The organism is Monashia sp. HAY1-11D (assembly GCF_056868035.1).
On the sequence record NZ_CP200320.1, the window covers coordinates 3,538,425 to 3,552,561 of the forward strand.

Sequence of the window (14,137 nt, forward strand, 5' to 3'; positions counted from 1 at the left end):
CGTGAGCGAGGACCATCGCATGACACCGTCCACCGACGGCGCGGACCGCAGCCGGCCGATCGACCCCGCGGCCCTGGCCGCCAGCCTCGGCTCCCTCGGCCGCACCGGCGCCGAGGCGCTGCTGCGACCGTCGCTGCAGCAGGTCGCCGAAGCCTGTGTCGACCTGTTCCGGGTCGACGGCGCCGGGATCATGCTCGTGGACGACCGCAGCGACCTGCGGTACGTCGTCGCCACCGACGAACCGGGACGTCGGCTGGAGGACGCCGAGCTGCAGACGGGCGAGGGACCGTGCATCGAGGCGTTCGTGACGCGCCGACCCGTCACGGTCCTCGACCTCCACGCGGACCGACGCTGGCCGGTGCTGTCCCGGGTCGTCGCCGACAGCCCCATCCGCGGGGTCGTCGGCGTGCCCATCCACCTGAGCGGCGCCCCGGTGGGCACGCTCGACGTGTACCGCTCGACCCCGACGCGGTGGGAGCCGGACGCCCCTCAGGCCCTGCTCCGGTTCGCCGAGGTGGCCGAGCAGCTGATGCGCGCCTCCGTGGCCGCCGAGCGCGCGGACGAGCTCGCGGCGCAGCTGACGTACGCCCTCGAGCACCGCGCCCCCATCGAGCGCGCCGTCGGGTTCCTGATGGCCCGGCGTGGGCTGCCCCAACCGCAGGCGTTCGAGCTGTTGCGGTCGACTGCCCGGAGCACGCGTCGCCGGATCGGTGACGTCGCCACCGAGCTGCTCTCCACCGGTCGCCTCGGCGAGCCGGGGCCGCAGGCCGCCCGGCCGGGACCAGCCACCCGCTCGACGCGTCGCGAGGACCGCGGCTAGCACGAGGACGTGTTTCCCCCACGGCTGCTCGGGTAGTGCCCGGCCGAGCGGTGCCGGACGAGGCGCCCCGGACGAGGAGACACGATGCGTCGGACGATGGTCGGGCTGGGCGCCACGGCGGTGCTACTGCTCGCCGGCTGTGCAGGGGTCGGCGACAGGGGCGGTGACGCCGGGGACGCGAGCGCCGGCGCGAGCGCCGGCGCCCCCACCGGAGCCCTGAGGATCATGGGATTCGGCGGCGAGGACGAGGTGGGACAGGCGCGCATCAAGGCCTTCAAGGATGCCTACCCGTCGGTCGCGGTCACCAACAGCAAGGGCGACTTCGACGCCCAGCAGTTCCTCACGGCGCTCGCCAGCGGCAACCCGCCGGACCTCGTCTACATGGACCGCAACCTCATCGGCACGTACGCCAGGAAGGGCGCCGTCGTGCCGCTCGAGAGCTGTATCTCGGGCCAGAAGATCGACACGTCGCAGTACCGCGAGGCAGCGATGCGCTCGGTCACGCTCGGCGGGAAGGTGTACGGGATCCCGGAGTTCTACGTCGTCACGACGAACCTCGTCGATGCAGGCTCCCTGACCCAGGCCGGCGTCCGCCCGACCGACATCCAGACCAAGGACTGGGCCGCCCTCCGGGCCACGACCGCCAAGCTGTTCAAGGCCGACGGCGGCACCATCGAGCGGATCGGCTTCGACCCCAAGCTGCCCGAGTACTTCCCGCTGTGGGCCACGGCGAACGGCGCGACGATCGTCAAGGAGGACGGCGCCCCGAACCTCAACGACCCCAAGGCAGTCCAGGCGCTCGACTACACCGTCGGGCTGGTGAACGCGCAGGGCGGCTGGACGAGGTTCAAGTCGTTCCGGGACGCGTTCGACATCTTCGGGGAGAAGAACCCGCTCTCGGCACACGCCGTCGCCGCCTTCCCCATGGAGAACTGGTACGTCAACGTCCTGCGTGACTTCATCGGCAAGGGCCTCCAGCTGGAGAGCACGCCGTTCACCGACCACGAGGGCCGGCCGGTGAGCATGGTCGGCGGCAGCGCCTGGGCCATCCCGAAGGGCTCGAGGAACCCGACCGCCGCCTGCGCGTGGGCCAAGACGCTCACCGACAAGGACACGTGGATGAAGGCCGCCCGGGCCCGGATGCAGAAGGTGCAGGCCGACAAGAGCTTCTTCACCGGGCTGTTCACCGCCAACAAGCCAGCGGACGAGCAGATCAAGGCGATGTACCTCAAGAACGTGCCGGACCCCGGCTTCGAGCGGGCCATCACCAACCTCTACGGCACGCTCGACGGTGCCGTGGCCCTCAACCCGTCCCCGGCCGGCGCGGAGATCGACGCCGCCTGGCGCAGCGCCGTGACGCGCGCCCTCGCGGGGCAGCCCGCCCAGCAGGCCCTCGACCAGGCCCAGAAGGAGGCGGAGACCGCCTTCACCAAGGCTGCCGGCAATGGCTGAGGTCGCCGTGGGGCGACACCTTCGGACGGGGATGCGGGGCTCCGTGTCGCGCAAGGAGGCTCGGTCGGCGTACCTGTTCCTCGCGCCGTGGATCATCGGGTTCCTCGTGTTCACGGCCGGGCCGATGGTCGCCAGCCTGTGGCTCTCGTTCACCGACTACTCGCTCGTCGACCAGGCGAACGTCGTCGGCCTCGAGAACTACCGGCAGCTGTGGAACGACCCGCGCGTCGCGAAGTCGCTCGAGAACACCTTCGTGTACGCGGCGCTCTTCGTACCGCTCGGCACGGCGGTCGCCCTGGCCCTCGCCATGCTGCTGCACCGGGTGGGCCGCGCGGCCGGGTTCTTCCGGACCGTGTTCTACCTACCGGTCATGACGCCGGGGGTCGCGGCGGCGGCCATGTTCCTGCTCCTGCTCAACGGGCAGCGTGGGCTCGTCAACGAGGTGCTGGGCTGGGTCGGGATCGACGGTCCCGAGTGGACCACCGACCCGGCGTGGCTCAAGCCGTCGCTCGCCGTCGTCAGCCTGTGGACCGTGGGCGGCAGCATCATCATCTACCTCGCGGCGCTCAACAACGTCCCCAGGCAGCTGTACGAGGCCGCGCTCCTCGACGGGGCGGGGCCGGTCCGGCGCTTCGTCAGCGTGACGCTGCCGATGATCTCCGGGGCCCTCTTCTTCACCGTCATCACCCACACGATCGCGGCGATGCAGATGTTCGACCAGGCGTACACGATGTTCTACGGGCCGCAGCAGAAGGCGACGGCATCCGACGAGTCGCTCGTCTACATGGTCTACCTGTTCCAGAACGGGTTCGAGTTCTTCAAGATGGGCTTCGCCTCGGCGATGGCCTGGCTGCTGTTCGTCATCATCCTCGTCATCACGCTCGTGCAGGTGCGCATCGGCAACCGCTTCGTCTACTACGAGGGAGGGCCGACGCGATGAGCATCGACACGCGCGACCTGCCGCCGTTCACCGAGCCGCCCCTCGAAGGCGCCCCGACGCCCTTGGAGCAGTGGGCGTCCCGGGGTCGGCCGCGGCGACCGGGCCGGGTGACCGGGCCGCTCCGGCTCGCCAAGTGGCTCGCGCTGCTCGTCGCGAGCATCGCGTTCGCCTACCCGCTCGTCTGGCTCGTCAGCGCCTCCCTCAAGCCGAAGTCCCAGGTCTTCGACAACCGGCTCGTCCCCGAGACGGTCCAGTGGTCGAACTTCGTCGAGGTGTGGAACGCCGGACCGGTGCTGCGCTGGCTGCTCAACTCCGGCGTCGTGGCCGTCATGGCGGCCCTCACCGTGACGCTGTCGAGCGCCTTCATCGCGTTCGGGTTCGCCTACTTCCGGTTCCGGCTGCGCGGACCCCTGTTCGGCCTCGTCCTGGCCACCATGATGCTGCCGGGCGCGGTGACGATGATCCCGGTCTACCTCATCTGGCACCGGCTCGGGCTCGTCGACACCCAGGTGCCCCTGTGGGCGAACAACCTCTTCGGGTCGGCCTTCTACATCTTCCTCATGCGCCAGTTCTTCCTCGGCATCCCGCGGGAGCTGTTCGAGGCGGCCCGGATCGACGGCTGCAGCCACGTCGGGCTGTTCCGCCGGATCGCCCTGCCCCTGTGCCGACCGGCACTCATCATCGTGTTCATCTTCGAGCTGCAGGCCAGCTGGTCGGACCTGCTCAAGCCGCTCATCTACCTGCAGACCGAGGAGTACTACACGATGCCGCGCGGCCTCAAGCAGATCGTCGACGGGTTCGCCCTGTCAGGGGAGTACCACTGGGAGATCGCCATGGCCGCGACGCTCGTGGCGACGCTGCCCATGATCGTCGTCTTCGCCCTGGGCCAGCGGTACTTCATGGAGGGTCTGGCCACGACGGCCAAGCAGGGCTGAGGCGGGCCGCCGTCACACGCCGTAACGGTCGGGCACCGCCGTACCGGTCCGCGTGGGACCGGTACGGCGGCTCGTCACCCGCCTCCCCGGGTGGGTCGGTGCGGGGCCTCGTGGGCCCGTCAGCTGGCCAACGGCTCGGGATGGTCGGCCAGCTCGTCGCGCAGCTGCTTGAAGACGCGCCCGAGCAGTCGGGACACCTGCATCTGCGTCGCGCCCAGCTCGCACGCGATCTCGCGCTGGGTGCGGTCCTCGACGAACCGCAGGCGCAGCACCTGACGCGTCTGGGCCGGGAGGCCGGCCAGCGCGCGGCCGAGGTCGACGTGGTCGCACAGCAGCTCGAGATCGGGGTCGTTCTCGCACACCGCGTCCGCGACGTGGTTCTGCTCGCCCGTCGTGCTCGGCAGGTCGATCGACAGGGGCCGGAAGCTGGAGTCGGAGCCCTCGGCCTCGCCCAGGTCGGCGGGGTCGACGCCGAGCGCGGCCGCCAGCTCGGCGCGCGTCGGGGTCCGGCCCAGCTCGTGCGTGAGGACCTCGCGTCGCTGGCGCAAGGCGAGTCGCAGCTCCTGCACGCGGCGCGATGGCCGCACGACCCAGCCGTGGTCGCGGAAGTGCCGCTTCAGCTCGCCGGACACCGTCGGCACGGCGAAACCGGCGAACGAGGCCCCGACGCGCGGTCGGTAGCGACGGATCGCCTTGAGCAGCGCCAGACGCGCCACCTGGAGCAGGTCGTCCCGCTCGATGCCCCGGTTGGTGTAGCGACGAGCGAGCCCGTCGCACAGCTCGACGTGCAGGGAGAAGATCTGCTCGACGACGTGGCGCCCCTCCGGGCTGTCGACGTCACCGATGCTCGCGAGCTCGGCGAACAGCTCGTCGGTGCGGGCGTCCCGCTCGGCGTGGACGCGGGCCGACTCGCGTCGGCGGGCAGCGGCGCGGGTCGAGCTGCCGCTGGTGGTGCCCGGGGCGGTTCCCGGGATGGTTCGCGGGGCGGTCTCCGGGGTGGACGTAGGGGTGGGAGATGTCATGCCAGTCCTCCGTCGATGGTTCGGACAGAGTCGGCACGTGGTTGGACCGCTCGGGTTGCCCTTCGACCCTCGCACCGACGGGCGCCGATGGAAAAGCCGAAATGCGAAGCGTCGGGCTCGGCAGACCGCCGTGCGGCCCGTTTGCCCCGAAGTGCCTCGGGTAGAGGCCTGGTGAGCACGTCCAGTCCGTCCGAGCACCAGGAGATGACATGACGTCCGAGATCGGCGACCGCGCCGCCGCCATGGTGCGTGACGACGACAGCGGCGGCTTCCCCGCGCAGCAGCAGGACCCGCCCGGCCTGACGAGCCGCATGGACCCTGTGCCGGACCACGGCGAGGAGACCTATGTCGGGCACGGCCGGCTGGCCGGCCTCCGCGCGCTCGTCACCGGCGGTGACTCCGGCATCGGCCGTGCGGTGGCCATCGCCTTCGCGCGGGAGGGAGCCGATGTCGCGATCAGCTACCTCGAGCCCGAGCAACCGGATGCCGAGGACACCATCGGGTGGGTCCGCAAGGAAGGACGCAAGGGCGTCCTGCTGCCCGGAGACCTCGTCCACCGCCAGACGTGCCTGCAGGTCGTCGCCGACACCGTGCGCGAGCTGGGCGGGCTCGACATCCTCGTCAACAACGCGGGCTTCCACTGGGACAAGGGCCCCCAGGGGCTCGAGGGTCTGCAACCCGACAACGTCCACCGGGTGCTCGGCACGAACCTCGAGGCGGTGCTGTGGCTGTGCCAGGCGGCGCTGCCGCATCTCGGCCCGGGGTCGAGCATCATCAACACCACCTCCATCCAGGCCTACGACCCGTCGCCGAGCCTGCTCGACTACGCGGCCACCAAGGCTGCCCTCAACAACCTCACCGTCAACCTCGCGGCGTCGCTCGGCCCCCGGGGCATCCGGGTCAACGCCGTGGCGCCGGGGCCCATCTGGACACCGCTGCAGCCGGCGACCCGCGAGGCGGACAGGATGGAGACCTTCGGTGCCCAGACGCCGCTCGGCCGGGCCGGGCAGCCGGCCGAGGTGGCGCCCGCGTACGTCTTCCTCGCCTCCCCGGGCGATGCCAGCTACGTGTCCGGGACGGTCCTCGGCGTGACCGGTGGCGGGGCGGTGTTCTGATGCCGCGCCGCCGGGGCGCGACGCCCTCCCCGGACGACGGTGCGGCGTCCGCTGCGCCCGCCACCCTCGGGCCTGAGGAGTTCCCCGGCGCGGGGCAGTGGGTCCCGCCGCGCGCAACGGTGGCCGCCCTCCGCAGCGCGGTCGACGACTGCCGGGGATGCGACCTGTTCCGGGCGGCGAGCCAGGCGGTCATGGGCGACGGCCCGGCGGATGCGCGTCTCATGGTCGTCGGCGAGCAGCCGGGCGACAAGGAGGACCTCGCCGGTCGGCCCTTCGTCGGCCCCGCCGGTCGGCTCCTCGACGAGGCACTCGCGGAGGCGGGGTTCGACCCGGGCGCCGTGTACCGCACCAACGCGGTCAAGCACTTCCGCTTCACGCAGCGCGGCAAGCGGCGGATCCACGAGGGACCGTCGCGCTGGCACGTCGCCGCCTGCGAGCCGTGGCTGCTCGCCGAGCTGGGCGCCGTGCGCCCACCGGTCGTCGTCCTGCTCGGAGCGACCGCCGGCCAGGCCGTCTTCGGCTCGTCCTTCCGGGTGGGAGCCATGCGTGGCCGGCGGCTCGAGTGGCCCGAGCGGAGCGCGTCGGCCTGGACCCCGTCCGCGGTCGTCGCCACCACCCACCCCTCGGCGGTACTGCGCTCACGACACCGCGACGAGGACCTCGAGGCGCTCGTGGCCGACCTCGTCGTCGCGCGGCAGCTGCTCGACGACGGGGACCGCCCGCGCGACTGACGCCCGCGCGACTGACGCCCGCACGGCCGGGTCAGCGCGACGTGCCGTCCCCGACCCGCCCTACCCGCCGTCGTGGACGAGAGCGCGCACGCTGTCGGCGTGGAGGCGCTCGAGCGTCTCGACCCGTCGGCGCGCCCCGGCGACGAGGCTCGGCAGGTCGAGGTCGCCGAGCCGGCCGTGGAGCGGGGTGAGCGCCACGAGCGTCTGCCACAGGCGCAGCGTCCCCGTCGCCGCGAGCCCGAGGGCCTCGAGCTCGACGACGTCGGTCAGCGGCGTCCGGCGTGACCACGACGCGTTGGGCTTGAGGCGCCCGATGCGTTCACCGACGGTGCTCACCGTCCGTTGCACGCGGCTGGGCCGCACGCCGAGGGCCCGCATCGCCCCGGCCAGCGCGGCCCGGTCGGCGGTCGCGTCCTCGAGCAGCTCACCGAGCTCGCGTCGCACGGCGGTCTGCAGGTGGGTGCCTGCCGTCAGCGAGAGCCGCCTGGCGTGGGCGAGCTCGGCCGCGTCGTGGTTCCGCAGGTACACCGCCAGCTGGTCCCTCGCCGACGGGCCGTCCGGGGCCTGTCGCGAGCCCCGTCGCGTGGCTCGCGAGGGGTTCGGTCCGGGCGTGGTCACGGGCGCAGCACCACCTTGAGGCAGCCGTCGTCCTTCTCACGGAAGGTCCGGTACAGCTCGGGCGCCTCCTCGAGGCTGCCGTGGTGGGTGGCGAACGACTCGAGCCCGAGGACGTCCTCGTCGGCGTCGACGATGTCGAGCAGCTCGTCGGACCACCGGCGCACGTGGCACTGGCCCATTCGGATGGTCAGTCCCTTGTCGAAGAGGTCCATCATCGGCATCGGGTCGGCAGTGCCTCCGTAGACGCCGCTGATCGACAGGGTGCCGCCCCGCCGTACCGCGTCGACCGCGGTGTGCAGGGCCGCGAGCCGGTCGATGCCGCCGTGCTCGACCGCGGCGCGGGCCAGCGCCTTGGGAAGGCGCGCGGCGGCGTAGATGGCCTTCTCGGACAACGGGTTCCCGTGGGCCTCCATGCCCACAGCGTCGATGACGGCATCCGGTCCGCGGCCGTCCGTCAGGTCGCGCAGGGCGTCCGCGACGTCGTCGACGTCCGAGAGGTCGACGACCTCGGCGCCGCTGCGCCGCGCCAGCTCGAGCCGGTCGGGCACGAGGTCGACGCCGATGACACGTCCGACGCCGCGGTGGCGGGCGCTGCGTACGGCGAGCTGACCCACGGGCCCGAGGCCGAGGACCGCCAGCGTGTCGTTGCCGTTGACGCCGGCGTACTCGACGGCCTGCCACGCCGTGGGGAGGATGTCGGACAGGAACAGGTAGCGCTCGTCCGGCCGACCATGTCGCACCTCGATCGGGCCGAAGTCGGCGTGGGGGACCCGCACGTACTCGGCCTGACCGCCCGGGACCGACCCGTAGAGGCTCGTGTAGCCGAAGAGGCTGGCTCCCTTGCCCTGCTCCGTGTTCTGGGTCGTCTCGCACTGGGCGAAGAGCCCCCGCTCGCACATCCAGCACCGCCCGCACGAGATGTTGAACGGCACGACGACGCGGTCGCCGGGCTCCAGCGTGCCGACGGCGTCGCCCACCTCCTCGACGATGCCCATGAACTCGTGCCCGAGGACGTCGCCCTGCTTCAGGTACGGCGCGAGCACGCCGTAGAGGTGCAGGTCGGAGCCGCAGATGGCGGTCGAGGTCACCCGGACGATCGCGTCGGTCGTGTGGTCGATGGTCGGTTCGGGTACCTCGACGACACGGACGTCTTCCATGCCCCACCAGCACACAGCCTTCATGACCCCGACCTACCCGGCGTGTCGGGTGCCAAACATCCGCACGACCCGGGTGGTGCCGCACCGTGGCACCTCGAGAGGACACCCATGGACCCCGCACAGGACGCCACCGCGCCGACGACCGACGCGACGTCCCCGTCGACCGGCCGACCGGGATCGGAGGCCGCCTCCGAGCCCGTGGCACTCGTCATCGGGGCCTCGCGCGGGTTGGGCCTGCTGCTGGCGCGCGAGCTGCTGCAGCGGGGCCACCGCGTCGTCGTGGCGGCCCGGGACGAGGCAGAGCTGGACCGCGCCGTCGAGCAGCTCGAAGCCGAGGGCGAGGTCCACGCGCGCGTCTGCGACGTCCGCGACCGTGACGCCGTCGGAGCCCTCGTGGGCGACGTCGAGCGCGAGCTGGGCCCGATCGAGGTGCTCCTCACCGTGGCCGGCATCATCCAGGTCGGTCCGGCGCGCGCCATGACGATGGGCGACTTCGAGGACGCGATCGCCACGATGACCTGGGGGCCGATCCACGCGGCGCTGTCGGTGCTGCCTCACATGCAGCGGCGAGGCCGCGGGCGCATCGGCACGGTCACCTCGATCGGCGGGGTCGTGCCGCCGCCCCACCTGCTGCCGTACGCCACGGCGAAGTTCGGCGCCGTCGGGTTCTCCGAGGGCCTCACCGCCGCTGTCAGCGGGTCGGGCGTCACGGCCACGACGGTCGTGCCCGGCCTCATGCGCACCGGGTCGCACCAGCGGGCCGTGTTCGCCGGCGAGGCGACGGCCGAGTACGCGTGGTTCGCGCCCGCCGCCTCGATGCCCCTGCTGTCGGTCGACGCCGACCGCGCCGCCCGACGCATCGTCGACGGGGTGCTCGGAGGACGGCCCATGGTCGTGCTGACCCCGCTCGCGTGGGTCGGGATGCGGGTGCACGGCCTGGCACCGGCCACGACGACCCGCCTGCTCGGTCTGGCCGGCCGGCTGCTGCCTGAGCGCCCGGCGCGGGGCGGCCGGCGGTCCGTGCCCGGCTACGAGGCGGCCCGCCGCCTCGCATCCCCGCTCGTCGACCGCCTCACGACGTTCGGGGACCGCGCTGCCGCCCAGACCAACGAGCGCGACGAGCCCTGAACCGCGGCCCGGGGCGCTGCTCGGCCGGTGGGTCAGCGAGGCCCCGGTCCGACGGGGACGGACCGGGGCTTCGCAGCGTCCGCGGCACGGGTCGTGGAGGGATGCCGGGAGCGGGTGGAGCGACCGTTCGGTCAGGGGTCGTCGAACGGGCGCTCCGGTGCCTCCATCGCCACCGACGCGACGGCGTTACGGGTCCGCACGGGGAAATCCCGGCAGTCGCCGAGAAACTTTCGAAAAGCGTGTCACGAATCCGTCATCGGGCCGTCTTCACTGTGACGGGGCCAGGCCGGTTCGTGGAGGGGCCGGCCCGGCCTCGTCCGTCAGGCTCCACCAGACTCCCGGACGCCGTCCGTGACCGAGGTGGGGGTGACGTCGTTGTAACTGACATCGGGCCACGGCCCGTGCTGGCGCGAGTGGTTCACGGGCCGGTGAGCGTCAGGGGGAACCTCACGGGTCCGCACGGCCACCGCACATGTGGAAGGAGCGGGTCAGCGTGTCGATCTCGAGGGACTCCCGGCTCGACCGGTTCGCCGGGGCGAGGCCATGACGGAGGACAACGTCTGCGCGCACCGGCGCCTGGAGACGCACTCGTGCTGGGCCTGGCCGGACGCCGAGGAGCGTCGGCTGCACGCCCTTCGCGGGGCCTCGGCCGGCGGCGGCCGTGCGCGCCTCCGCCGCGTGCGCCTCGCGCGCCTGGCCTGCCGCAGGGCCCACGCGCGCCCGGAGGACGGCGCCACGGCTTGACCTCGAGCGCGCTCGAGGGTCTTGACTCGTCCTCATGACAGCGAACACCCCCGAGACGACTCCCTCGGCCCGCTCCACCGGGACGCCGGCCGGCACCCGCACCCTCGGCACCCGCACCCTCGGTAGCGGTCCCGCCGCACTCACCGTGTCGACCCTCGGGCTGGGCTGCATGGGCATGTCCGAGTTCTACGGCACGGGTGACGAGCAGGAGGGCATCGCGACGATCCGCCGGGCCCTCGACCTCGGCGTCACCTTCCTCGACACCGCCGACATGTACGGGCCGTTCACCAACGAGAGACTCGTCGGCTCCGCCATTGCCGGGCGCCGGGACGAGGTCCGGCTCGCGACGAAGTTCGGCAACGAGCGTGCCGAGGACGGCACCCGGCTCGGCATCAACGGGCGCCCCGAGTACGTCCGCCGGGCCGCCGACGCGTCGCTGCAGCGGCTCGGCGTCGACCACATCGACCTCTACTACCAGCACCGCGTCGACAAGAGCGTGCCGATCGAGGAGACCGTCGGTGCGATGGCCGGGCTCGTGGCCGCCGGCAAGGTGCGCCACCTCGGTCTGTCCGAGGCCTCGCCGGAGACGATCCGCCGCGCCCACGCGGTGCACCCGATCACCGCCCTGCAGACCGAGTACTCGCTGTTCACCCGCGACGTCGAGGACGACATCCTTCCCCTGCTGCGCGAGCTCGGCATCGGGCTCGTGCCCTACTCGCCGCTCGGCCGCGGCATGCTCACCGGCGCCATCACCGCCGAGGCGGACCTCGAGTCGGGTGACTCGCGCCGCACGGCGTACTTCCCGCGCTTCCAGGGCGAGGCGCTCGAGGCCAACCTCTCGCTCGTCGACCGGGTCCGCGGGCTCGCCGCAACCAAGGGGGTGACACCCGGGCAGCTCGCCCTCGCCTGGGTCCTCGCGCAGGGCGCGGACGTCGTGCCAATCCCCGGCACCAAGCGCGTGCGCTACCTGGAGGAGAACGTCGGTGCAGCGGCCGTCGTGCTGACCCCGGACGACCTGACGGCGCTCGAGGCCGCGGTGCCGCGCGATGCCGTCGTCGGGGCCCGCTACGGCGACATGTCCTCCATCGACGACTGAGGCCTCGCGGCTCCCGACGCCGACCCGTCAGGCCGCCGGTGGCAGCGTGACGCCGAACCCGGCCACGGCGAGGCGCAGGAGCACCTGACCGGGGGCGAGCAGGTCGGCGACCCGGGCCGCGCTGAGCACCTCGAGCTCGCGCAGCCGCGCGGCGTAGGCGTCGGGCCCGGCGAGGCGGGCCCGCTGCAGCTCGCCGGTGTTGTGCCACACCTTCTGTCGCGCCTCGCGGAGGAACCGCCGCGACGCGCCCCGGTTGGCGGGCACGAGGACGCGGTCGAGCAGGGTGCGCCGGGACGTCGCCGCCAGCTCGGCGTCCTCGGCGGCGACGCGTCCGGCGAGGACGGCGTCGATGCGCTCGTGGTCGCGCCGGCGCCGGGCCATCAGGCGCGGGTCGTCGAAGTCGGCGTCGTCGATGACGGCGAGGAGCGCCTGGGGGAGGTCGTAGTTGACGTGCGCGTTGATGCCGGCCAGGACGTTGCGCAGCGGGGGCAGCCCGGCGGGTACGTCGAACGCGAGGCGCCAGGGTCGCGACACGGTTCCGACACCGGTGAGGTCCGCGTCGAGCGCCTCGAGGTAGAGGCCGGCGAAGACGACGTCCCACCGCTCCACCCAGTCGGGGTCCTCGAAGCACGCGCCCTCGAGGGCCCGGCCGACGGCGAGCGTCGTACGCCGATAGGTCGCGAGGAAGTCGCGCTGCGCGGCGCGACCGTCGTGCTCGGCCGACGCGAGCCGCGCCAGACGCTCGTCCATCCTCGCCACGACGTCGGCGACGCCGCGTCCGTCCGCCGGTCCGCCCATGTCCGGAATACGCTCACGGGTCGCGCTCACGCTCCTATTCTGGAGCGAGGACCGCGCGGCGTCAGCGAGAACGCGCACGTGACGCCCGCCGGCCTCCGGATGAGGAGGGGCCATGCGTGATGCGTCCGGGCGGGGCCCGCGGTCGTTCGACCCGGTGGTCGTGGCACACCGCGAGACCGACGCGTGGGCGGCCTACTACCGCCGCGAGTGGCCGGCCTTCCTGCGGGCTGCCCTCGGCATGGTGGCCGAGGGGTTCGGCCTGGGACGCGTCGCCACCGTGCGCGCGACCTGGCACGTGCTGCGCGCCAACCAGCTCTGGGCGCCCTTCCCCGACAACGACGGTGACGGCGCCCGCGAGCAGATGCGCCGCTTCTACGCCCTCGTCGCGCGGCGCGGGGACCTACCCCTGGACGCCGCGGAGGCCGCGGCCCTGGAGGTGGAGTGGTGGCGGGTCCACCGCGCGCACCAGCATGACGAGGACGTGACGCGTGACGAGCTCGTCGCGTCCCTCGTGCGCCTCTACGCCCACGTCTACGGGGAGCCGCCGGACTGTGTCGAACCGGCTGCGCGGCACCGGGTCGAGGCGATGGACCTGTCGGACCGGTGGGTCGCGGCCGGCTGCAACGCCTCGGACCCGCTGCTGGGCGAGGAGCGCAGGGCACTCGTCGCCAGCCACAGCGCGCTGCTCGATGCCGTCTCGCGGGTCGGGGAGGCGGCGTCATGAGCCGCGTCGGCCGTACGGCGACGGGCGAGCTCCCCGCCCGGCGGCAGCAGGGCGAGGACCGCGTGCTCGCCTCGACCCGGGCCCTCGCGGTCGGCATCGTGCCGTTTCTCGTCGCAGGCGTCGTCCTGCTCTACGGGTTCCCCGGCGACACCCGACGCCTGTTCGCGTGGCCCGTCACGCCGCCGCTCACGGCGATGGTCCTCGCCTCCGCGTACCTCGGCGGCATCTGGTTCTTCCTCCGTGCCGCCCGGGCCTCGCGCTGGGCGCTGGTGTCCGCCGGCCTGCCCGCGGTCGCCCTGTTCGCCGCGCTGCTCGGCGTCGCGACGGTCGTGCACTGGGACCGGTTCACCCACGACAACCCCGCCTTCTGGGTCTGGGCGGGCCTGTACTTCGTCGCACCACCGGCCGTCGTGGCGGTGTGGCTCGCCAACGCGCGCGCCGCGACACCGCCGCGCCAGGACGAACGCCGCGTCGGCCCGGTGACGCGAGCCGTCATCGGGGGCGGGGGAGCGGTCTCGCTGGCCCTCGGCGTCCTGCTCTGGGCGGGTCCGGCCCTCGTGTCACGCGTCTGGCCGTGGGCGCTGACGCCCCTGACCGCCCGGGTCGTCGGCGCGATCTTCTGCCTCGGCAGCGCGGGCCTCGTCGCGTTCCGCGACTGGAGGTGGGTCCGCCTGCGCCTGCTCGTCGAGGCGGAGACGGTCATGGTCGTCGCCATGCTCGTGGCGATGCTGCGCGACCGCGACTCCCTCGACGCCGGGCGCCCGCTGACGTGGTTGCTCGTCACGGGGATGGCGGGCGCCCTGGCCGGTTCGGTCCGCGTGCTCCGGTCGGGCTCGCGGGCGGGACCGCTGGGCTAG

At 73.0% G+C, this 14,137-nt stretch carries 15 protein-coding genes; 11 read left to right on the forward strand and 4 right to left on the reverse strand.

What is annotated here, in order from left to right:
• Positions 1-19 precede the first annotated feature (19 nt).
• The 4 genes from AC1VM9_RS16360 (at position 20) to AC1VM9_RS16375 (ending at position 4,147) form a co-directional block, all read left to right on the forward strand.
• Entirely contained in the window at positions 20-820 is an 801-nt protein-coding gene (locus AC1VM9_RS16360; protein WP_481345695.1) for a GAF and ANTAR domain-containing protein, read from the forward strand.
• An 84-nt stretch (positions 821-904) separates the two neighbouring features.
• Positions 905-2,272 (forward strand): ABC transporter substrate-binding protein, encoded by a 1,368-nt coding sequence (locus tag AC1VM9_RS16365; RefSeq protein WP_481345694.1) that lies wholly within the window; start codon positions 905-907, stop codon positions 2,270-2,272.
• Positions 2,265-3,212: a carbohydrate ABC transporter permease gene (locus AC1VM9_RS16370; RefSeq protein WP_481345692.1), complete on the forward strand. Its 948-nt coding sequence runs from the start codon at positions 2,265-2,267 to the stop codon at positions 3,210-3,212. The genes AC1VM9_RS16365 and AC1VM9_RS16370 overlap by 8 nt, the downstream gene beginning before the upstream one ends.
• Positions 3,209-4,147 carry a carbohydrate ABC transporter permease gene (locus AC1VM9_RS16375; RefSeq protein ID WP_481338736.1) on the forward strand — a complete coding sequence of 313 codons (939 nt, stop codon included), beginning with the start codon at positions 3,209-3,211 and terminating at the stop codon, positions 4,145-4,147. The genes AC1VM9_RS16370 and AC1VM9_RS16375 overlap by 4 nt, the downstream gene beginning before the upstream one ends.
• A gap of 119 nt (positions 4,148-4,266) precedes the next feature.
• Here AC1VM9_RS16375 and AC1VM9_RS16380 read toward each other — a convergent pair whose 3' ends face one another.
• Positions 4,267-5,169, reverse strand: coding sequence for a sigma-70 family RNA polymerase sigma factor (locus AC1VM9_RS16380; protein ID WP_481338734.1), 903 nt, complete (start codon positions 5,167-5,169; stop codon positions 4,267-4,269).
• Between the two features lie 209 nt (positions 5,170-5,378).
• Here AC1VM9_RS16380 and AC1VM9_RS16385 point away from each other — a divergent pair, with 209 nt between their 5' ends.
• Both AC1VM9_RS16385 and AC1VM9_RS16390 read left to right on the forward strand, forming a co-directional pair.
• Positions 5,379-6,284, forward strand: a complete 906-nt coding sequence (locus AC1VM9_RS16385) for an SDR family oxidoreductase (RefSeq protein ID WP_483123397.1) — start codon at positions 5,379-5,381, stop codon at positions 6,282-6,284.
• Positions 6,284-7,015 (forward strand): UdgX family uracil-DNA binding protein, encoded by a 732-nt coding sequence (locus AC1VM9_RS16390; protein ID WP_481345689.1) that lies wholly within the window; start codon positions 6,284-6,286, stop codon positions 7,013-7,015. The genes AC1VM9_RS16385 and AC1VM9_RS16390 overlap by 1 nt, the downstream gene beginning before the upstream one ends.
• A gap of 60 nt (positions 7,016-7,075) precedes the next feature.
• On the opposite strand, the gene AC1VM9_RS16395 is transcribed toward AC1VM9_RS16390, so the two are convergent.
• Positions 7,076-7,633: a hypothetical protein gene (locus tag AC1VM9_RS16395; RefSeq protein ID WP_483123398.1), complete on the reverse strand. Its 558-nt coding sequence runs from the start codon at positions 7,631-7,633 to the stop codon at positions 7,076-7,078.
• A complete protein-coding gene (locus tag AC1VM9_RS16400) occupies positions 7,630-8,814 on the reverse strand; it encodes a zinc-dependent alcohol dehydrogenase (RefSeq protein WP_481338725.1) in 1,185 nt (394 codons plus the stop codon). Before AC1VM9_RS16400 ends, AC1VM9_RS16395 begins: the two co-directional genes overlap by 4 nt.
• Before the next feature lie 84 nt (positions 8,815-8,898).
• Between AC1VM9_RS16400 and AC1VM9_RS16405 the strand changes: the two genes are divergently transcribed.
• From AC1VM9_RS16405 to AC1VM9_RS16415, 3 genes are all read left to right on the forward strand, one after another.
• A complete protein-coding gene (locus AC1VM9_RS16405) occupies positions 8,899-9,918 on the forward strand; it encodes an SDR family NAD(P)-dependent oxidoreductase (RefSeq protein ID WP_483123399.1) in 1,020 nt (339 codons plus the stop codon).
• Between the two features lie 543 nt (positions 9,919-10,461).
• The gene (locus AC1VM9_RS16410) at positions 10,462-10,662 is read left to right on the forward strand and encodes a hypothetical protein (RefSeq protein WP_481338721.1); all 201 of its coding nucleotides are present in this window, start codon (positions 10,462-10,464) and stop codon (positions 10,660-10,662) included.
• A 34-nt stretch (positions 10,663-10,696) separates the two neighbouring features.
• Positions 10,697-11,758, forward strand: coding sequence for an aldo/keto reductase (locus AC1VM9_RS16415; protein ID WP_483123401.1), 1,062 nt, complete (start codon positions 10,697-10,699; stop codon positions 11,756-11,758).
• Between the two features lie 27 nt (positions 11,759-11,785).
• Here AC1VM9_RS16415 and AC1VM9_RS16420 read toward each other — a convergent pair whose 3' ends face one another.
• Positions 11,786-12,586 (reverse strand): DUF5995 family protein, encoded by an 801-nt coding sequence (locus tag AC1VM9_RS16420; protein WP_483123402.1) that lies wholly within the window; start codon positions 12,584-12,586, stop codon positions 11,786-11,788.
• Between the two features lie 82 nt (positions 12,587-12,668).
• Here AC1VM9_RS16420 and AC1VM9_RS16425 point away from each other — a divergent pair, with 82 nt between their 5' ends.
• The gene (locus AC1VM9_RS16425; RefSeq protein WP_483123403.1) at positions 12,669-13,280 is read left to right on the forward strand and encodes a hypothetical protein; all 612 of its coding nucleotides are present in this window, start codon (positions 12,669-12,671) and stop codon (positions 13,278-13,280) included.
• Positions 13,277-14,137, forward strand: coding sequence for a hypothetical protein (locus tag AC1VM9_RS16430; RefSeq protein ID WP_483123404.1), 861 nt, complete (start codon positions 13,277-13,279; stop codon positions 14,135-14,137). The genes AC1VM9_RS16425 and AC1VM9_RS16430 overlap by 4 nt, the downstream gene beginning before the upstream one ends.

Coding starts and splice junctions, on each gene's coding strand:
- AC1VM9_RS16375 (WP_481338736.1), top strand. CDS start 3,209: ATGAGCATCGACACGCGCGACCTGCCGCCGTTCACCGAGCCGCCCCTC.
- AC1VM9_RS16425 (WP_483123403.1), top strand. CDS start 12,669: ATGCGTGATGCGTCCGGGCGGGGCCCGCGGTCGTTCGACCCGGTGGTC.
- AC1VM9_RS16390 (WP_481345689.1), top strand. CDS start 6,284: ATGCCGCGCCGCCGGGGCGCGACGCCCTCCCCGGACGACGGTGCGGCG.
- AC1VM9_RS16365 (WP_481345694.1), top strand. CDS start 905: ATGCGTCGGACGATGGTCGGGCTGGGCGCCACGGCGGTGCTACTGCTC.
- AC1VM9_RS16385 (WP_483123397.1), top strand. CDS start 5,379: ATGACGTCCGAGATCGGCGACCGCGCCGCCGCCATGGTGCGTGACGAC.
- AC1VM9_RS16400 (WP_481338725.1), bottom strand. CDS start 8,814: ATGAAGGCTGTGTGCTGGTGGGGCATGGAAGACGTCCGTGTCGTCGAG.
- AC1VM9_RS16370 (WP_481345692.1), top strand. CDS start 2,265: ATGGCTGAGGTCGCCGTGGGGCGACACCTTCGGACGGGGATGCGGGGC.
- AC1VM9_RS16380 (WP_481338734.1), bottom strand. CDS start 5,169: ATGACATCTCCCACCCCTACGTCCACCCCGGAGACCGCCCCGCGAACC.
- AC1VM9_RS16410 (WP_481338721.1), top strand. CDS start 10,462: ATGACGGAGGACAACGTCTGCGCGCACCGGCGCCTGGAGACGCACTCG.
- AC1VM9_RS16415 (WP_483123401.1), top strand. CDS start 10,697: ATGACAGCGAACACCCCCGAGACGACTCCCTCGGCCCGCTCCACCGGG.
- AC1VM9_RS16405 (WP_483123399.1), top strand. CDS start 8,899: ATGGACCCCGCACAGGACGCCACCGCGCCGACGACCGACGCGACGTCC.
- AC1VM9_RS16430 (WP_483123404.1), top strand. CDS start 13,277: ATGAGCCGCGTCGGCCGTACGGCGACGGGCGAGCTCCCCGCCCGGCGG.
- AC1VM9_RS16360 (WP_481345695.1), top strand. CDS start 20: ATGACACCGTCCACCGACGGCGCGGACCGCAGCCGGCCGATCGACCCC.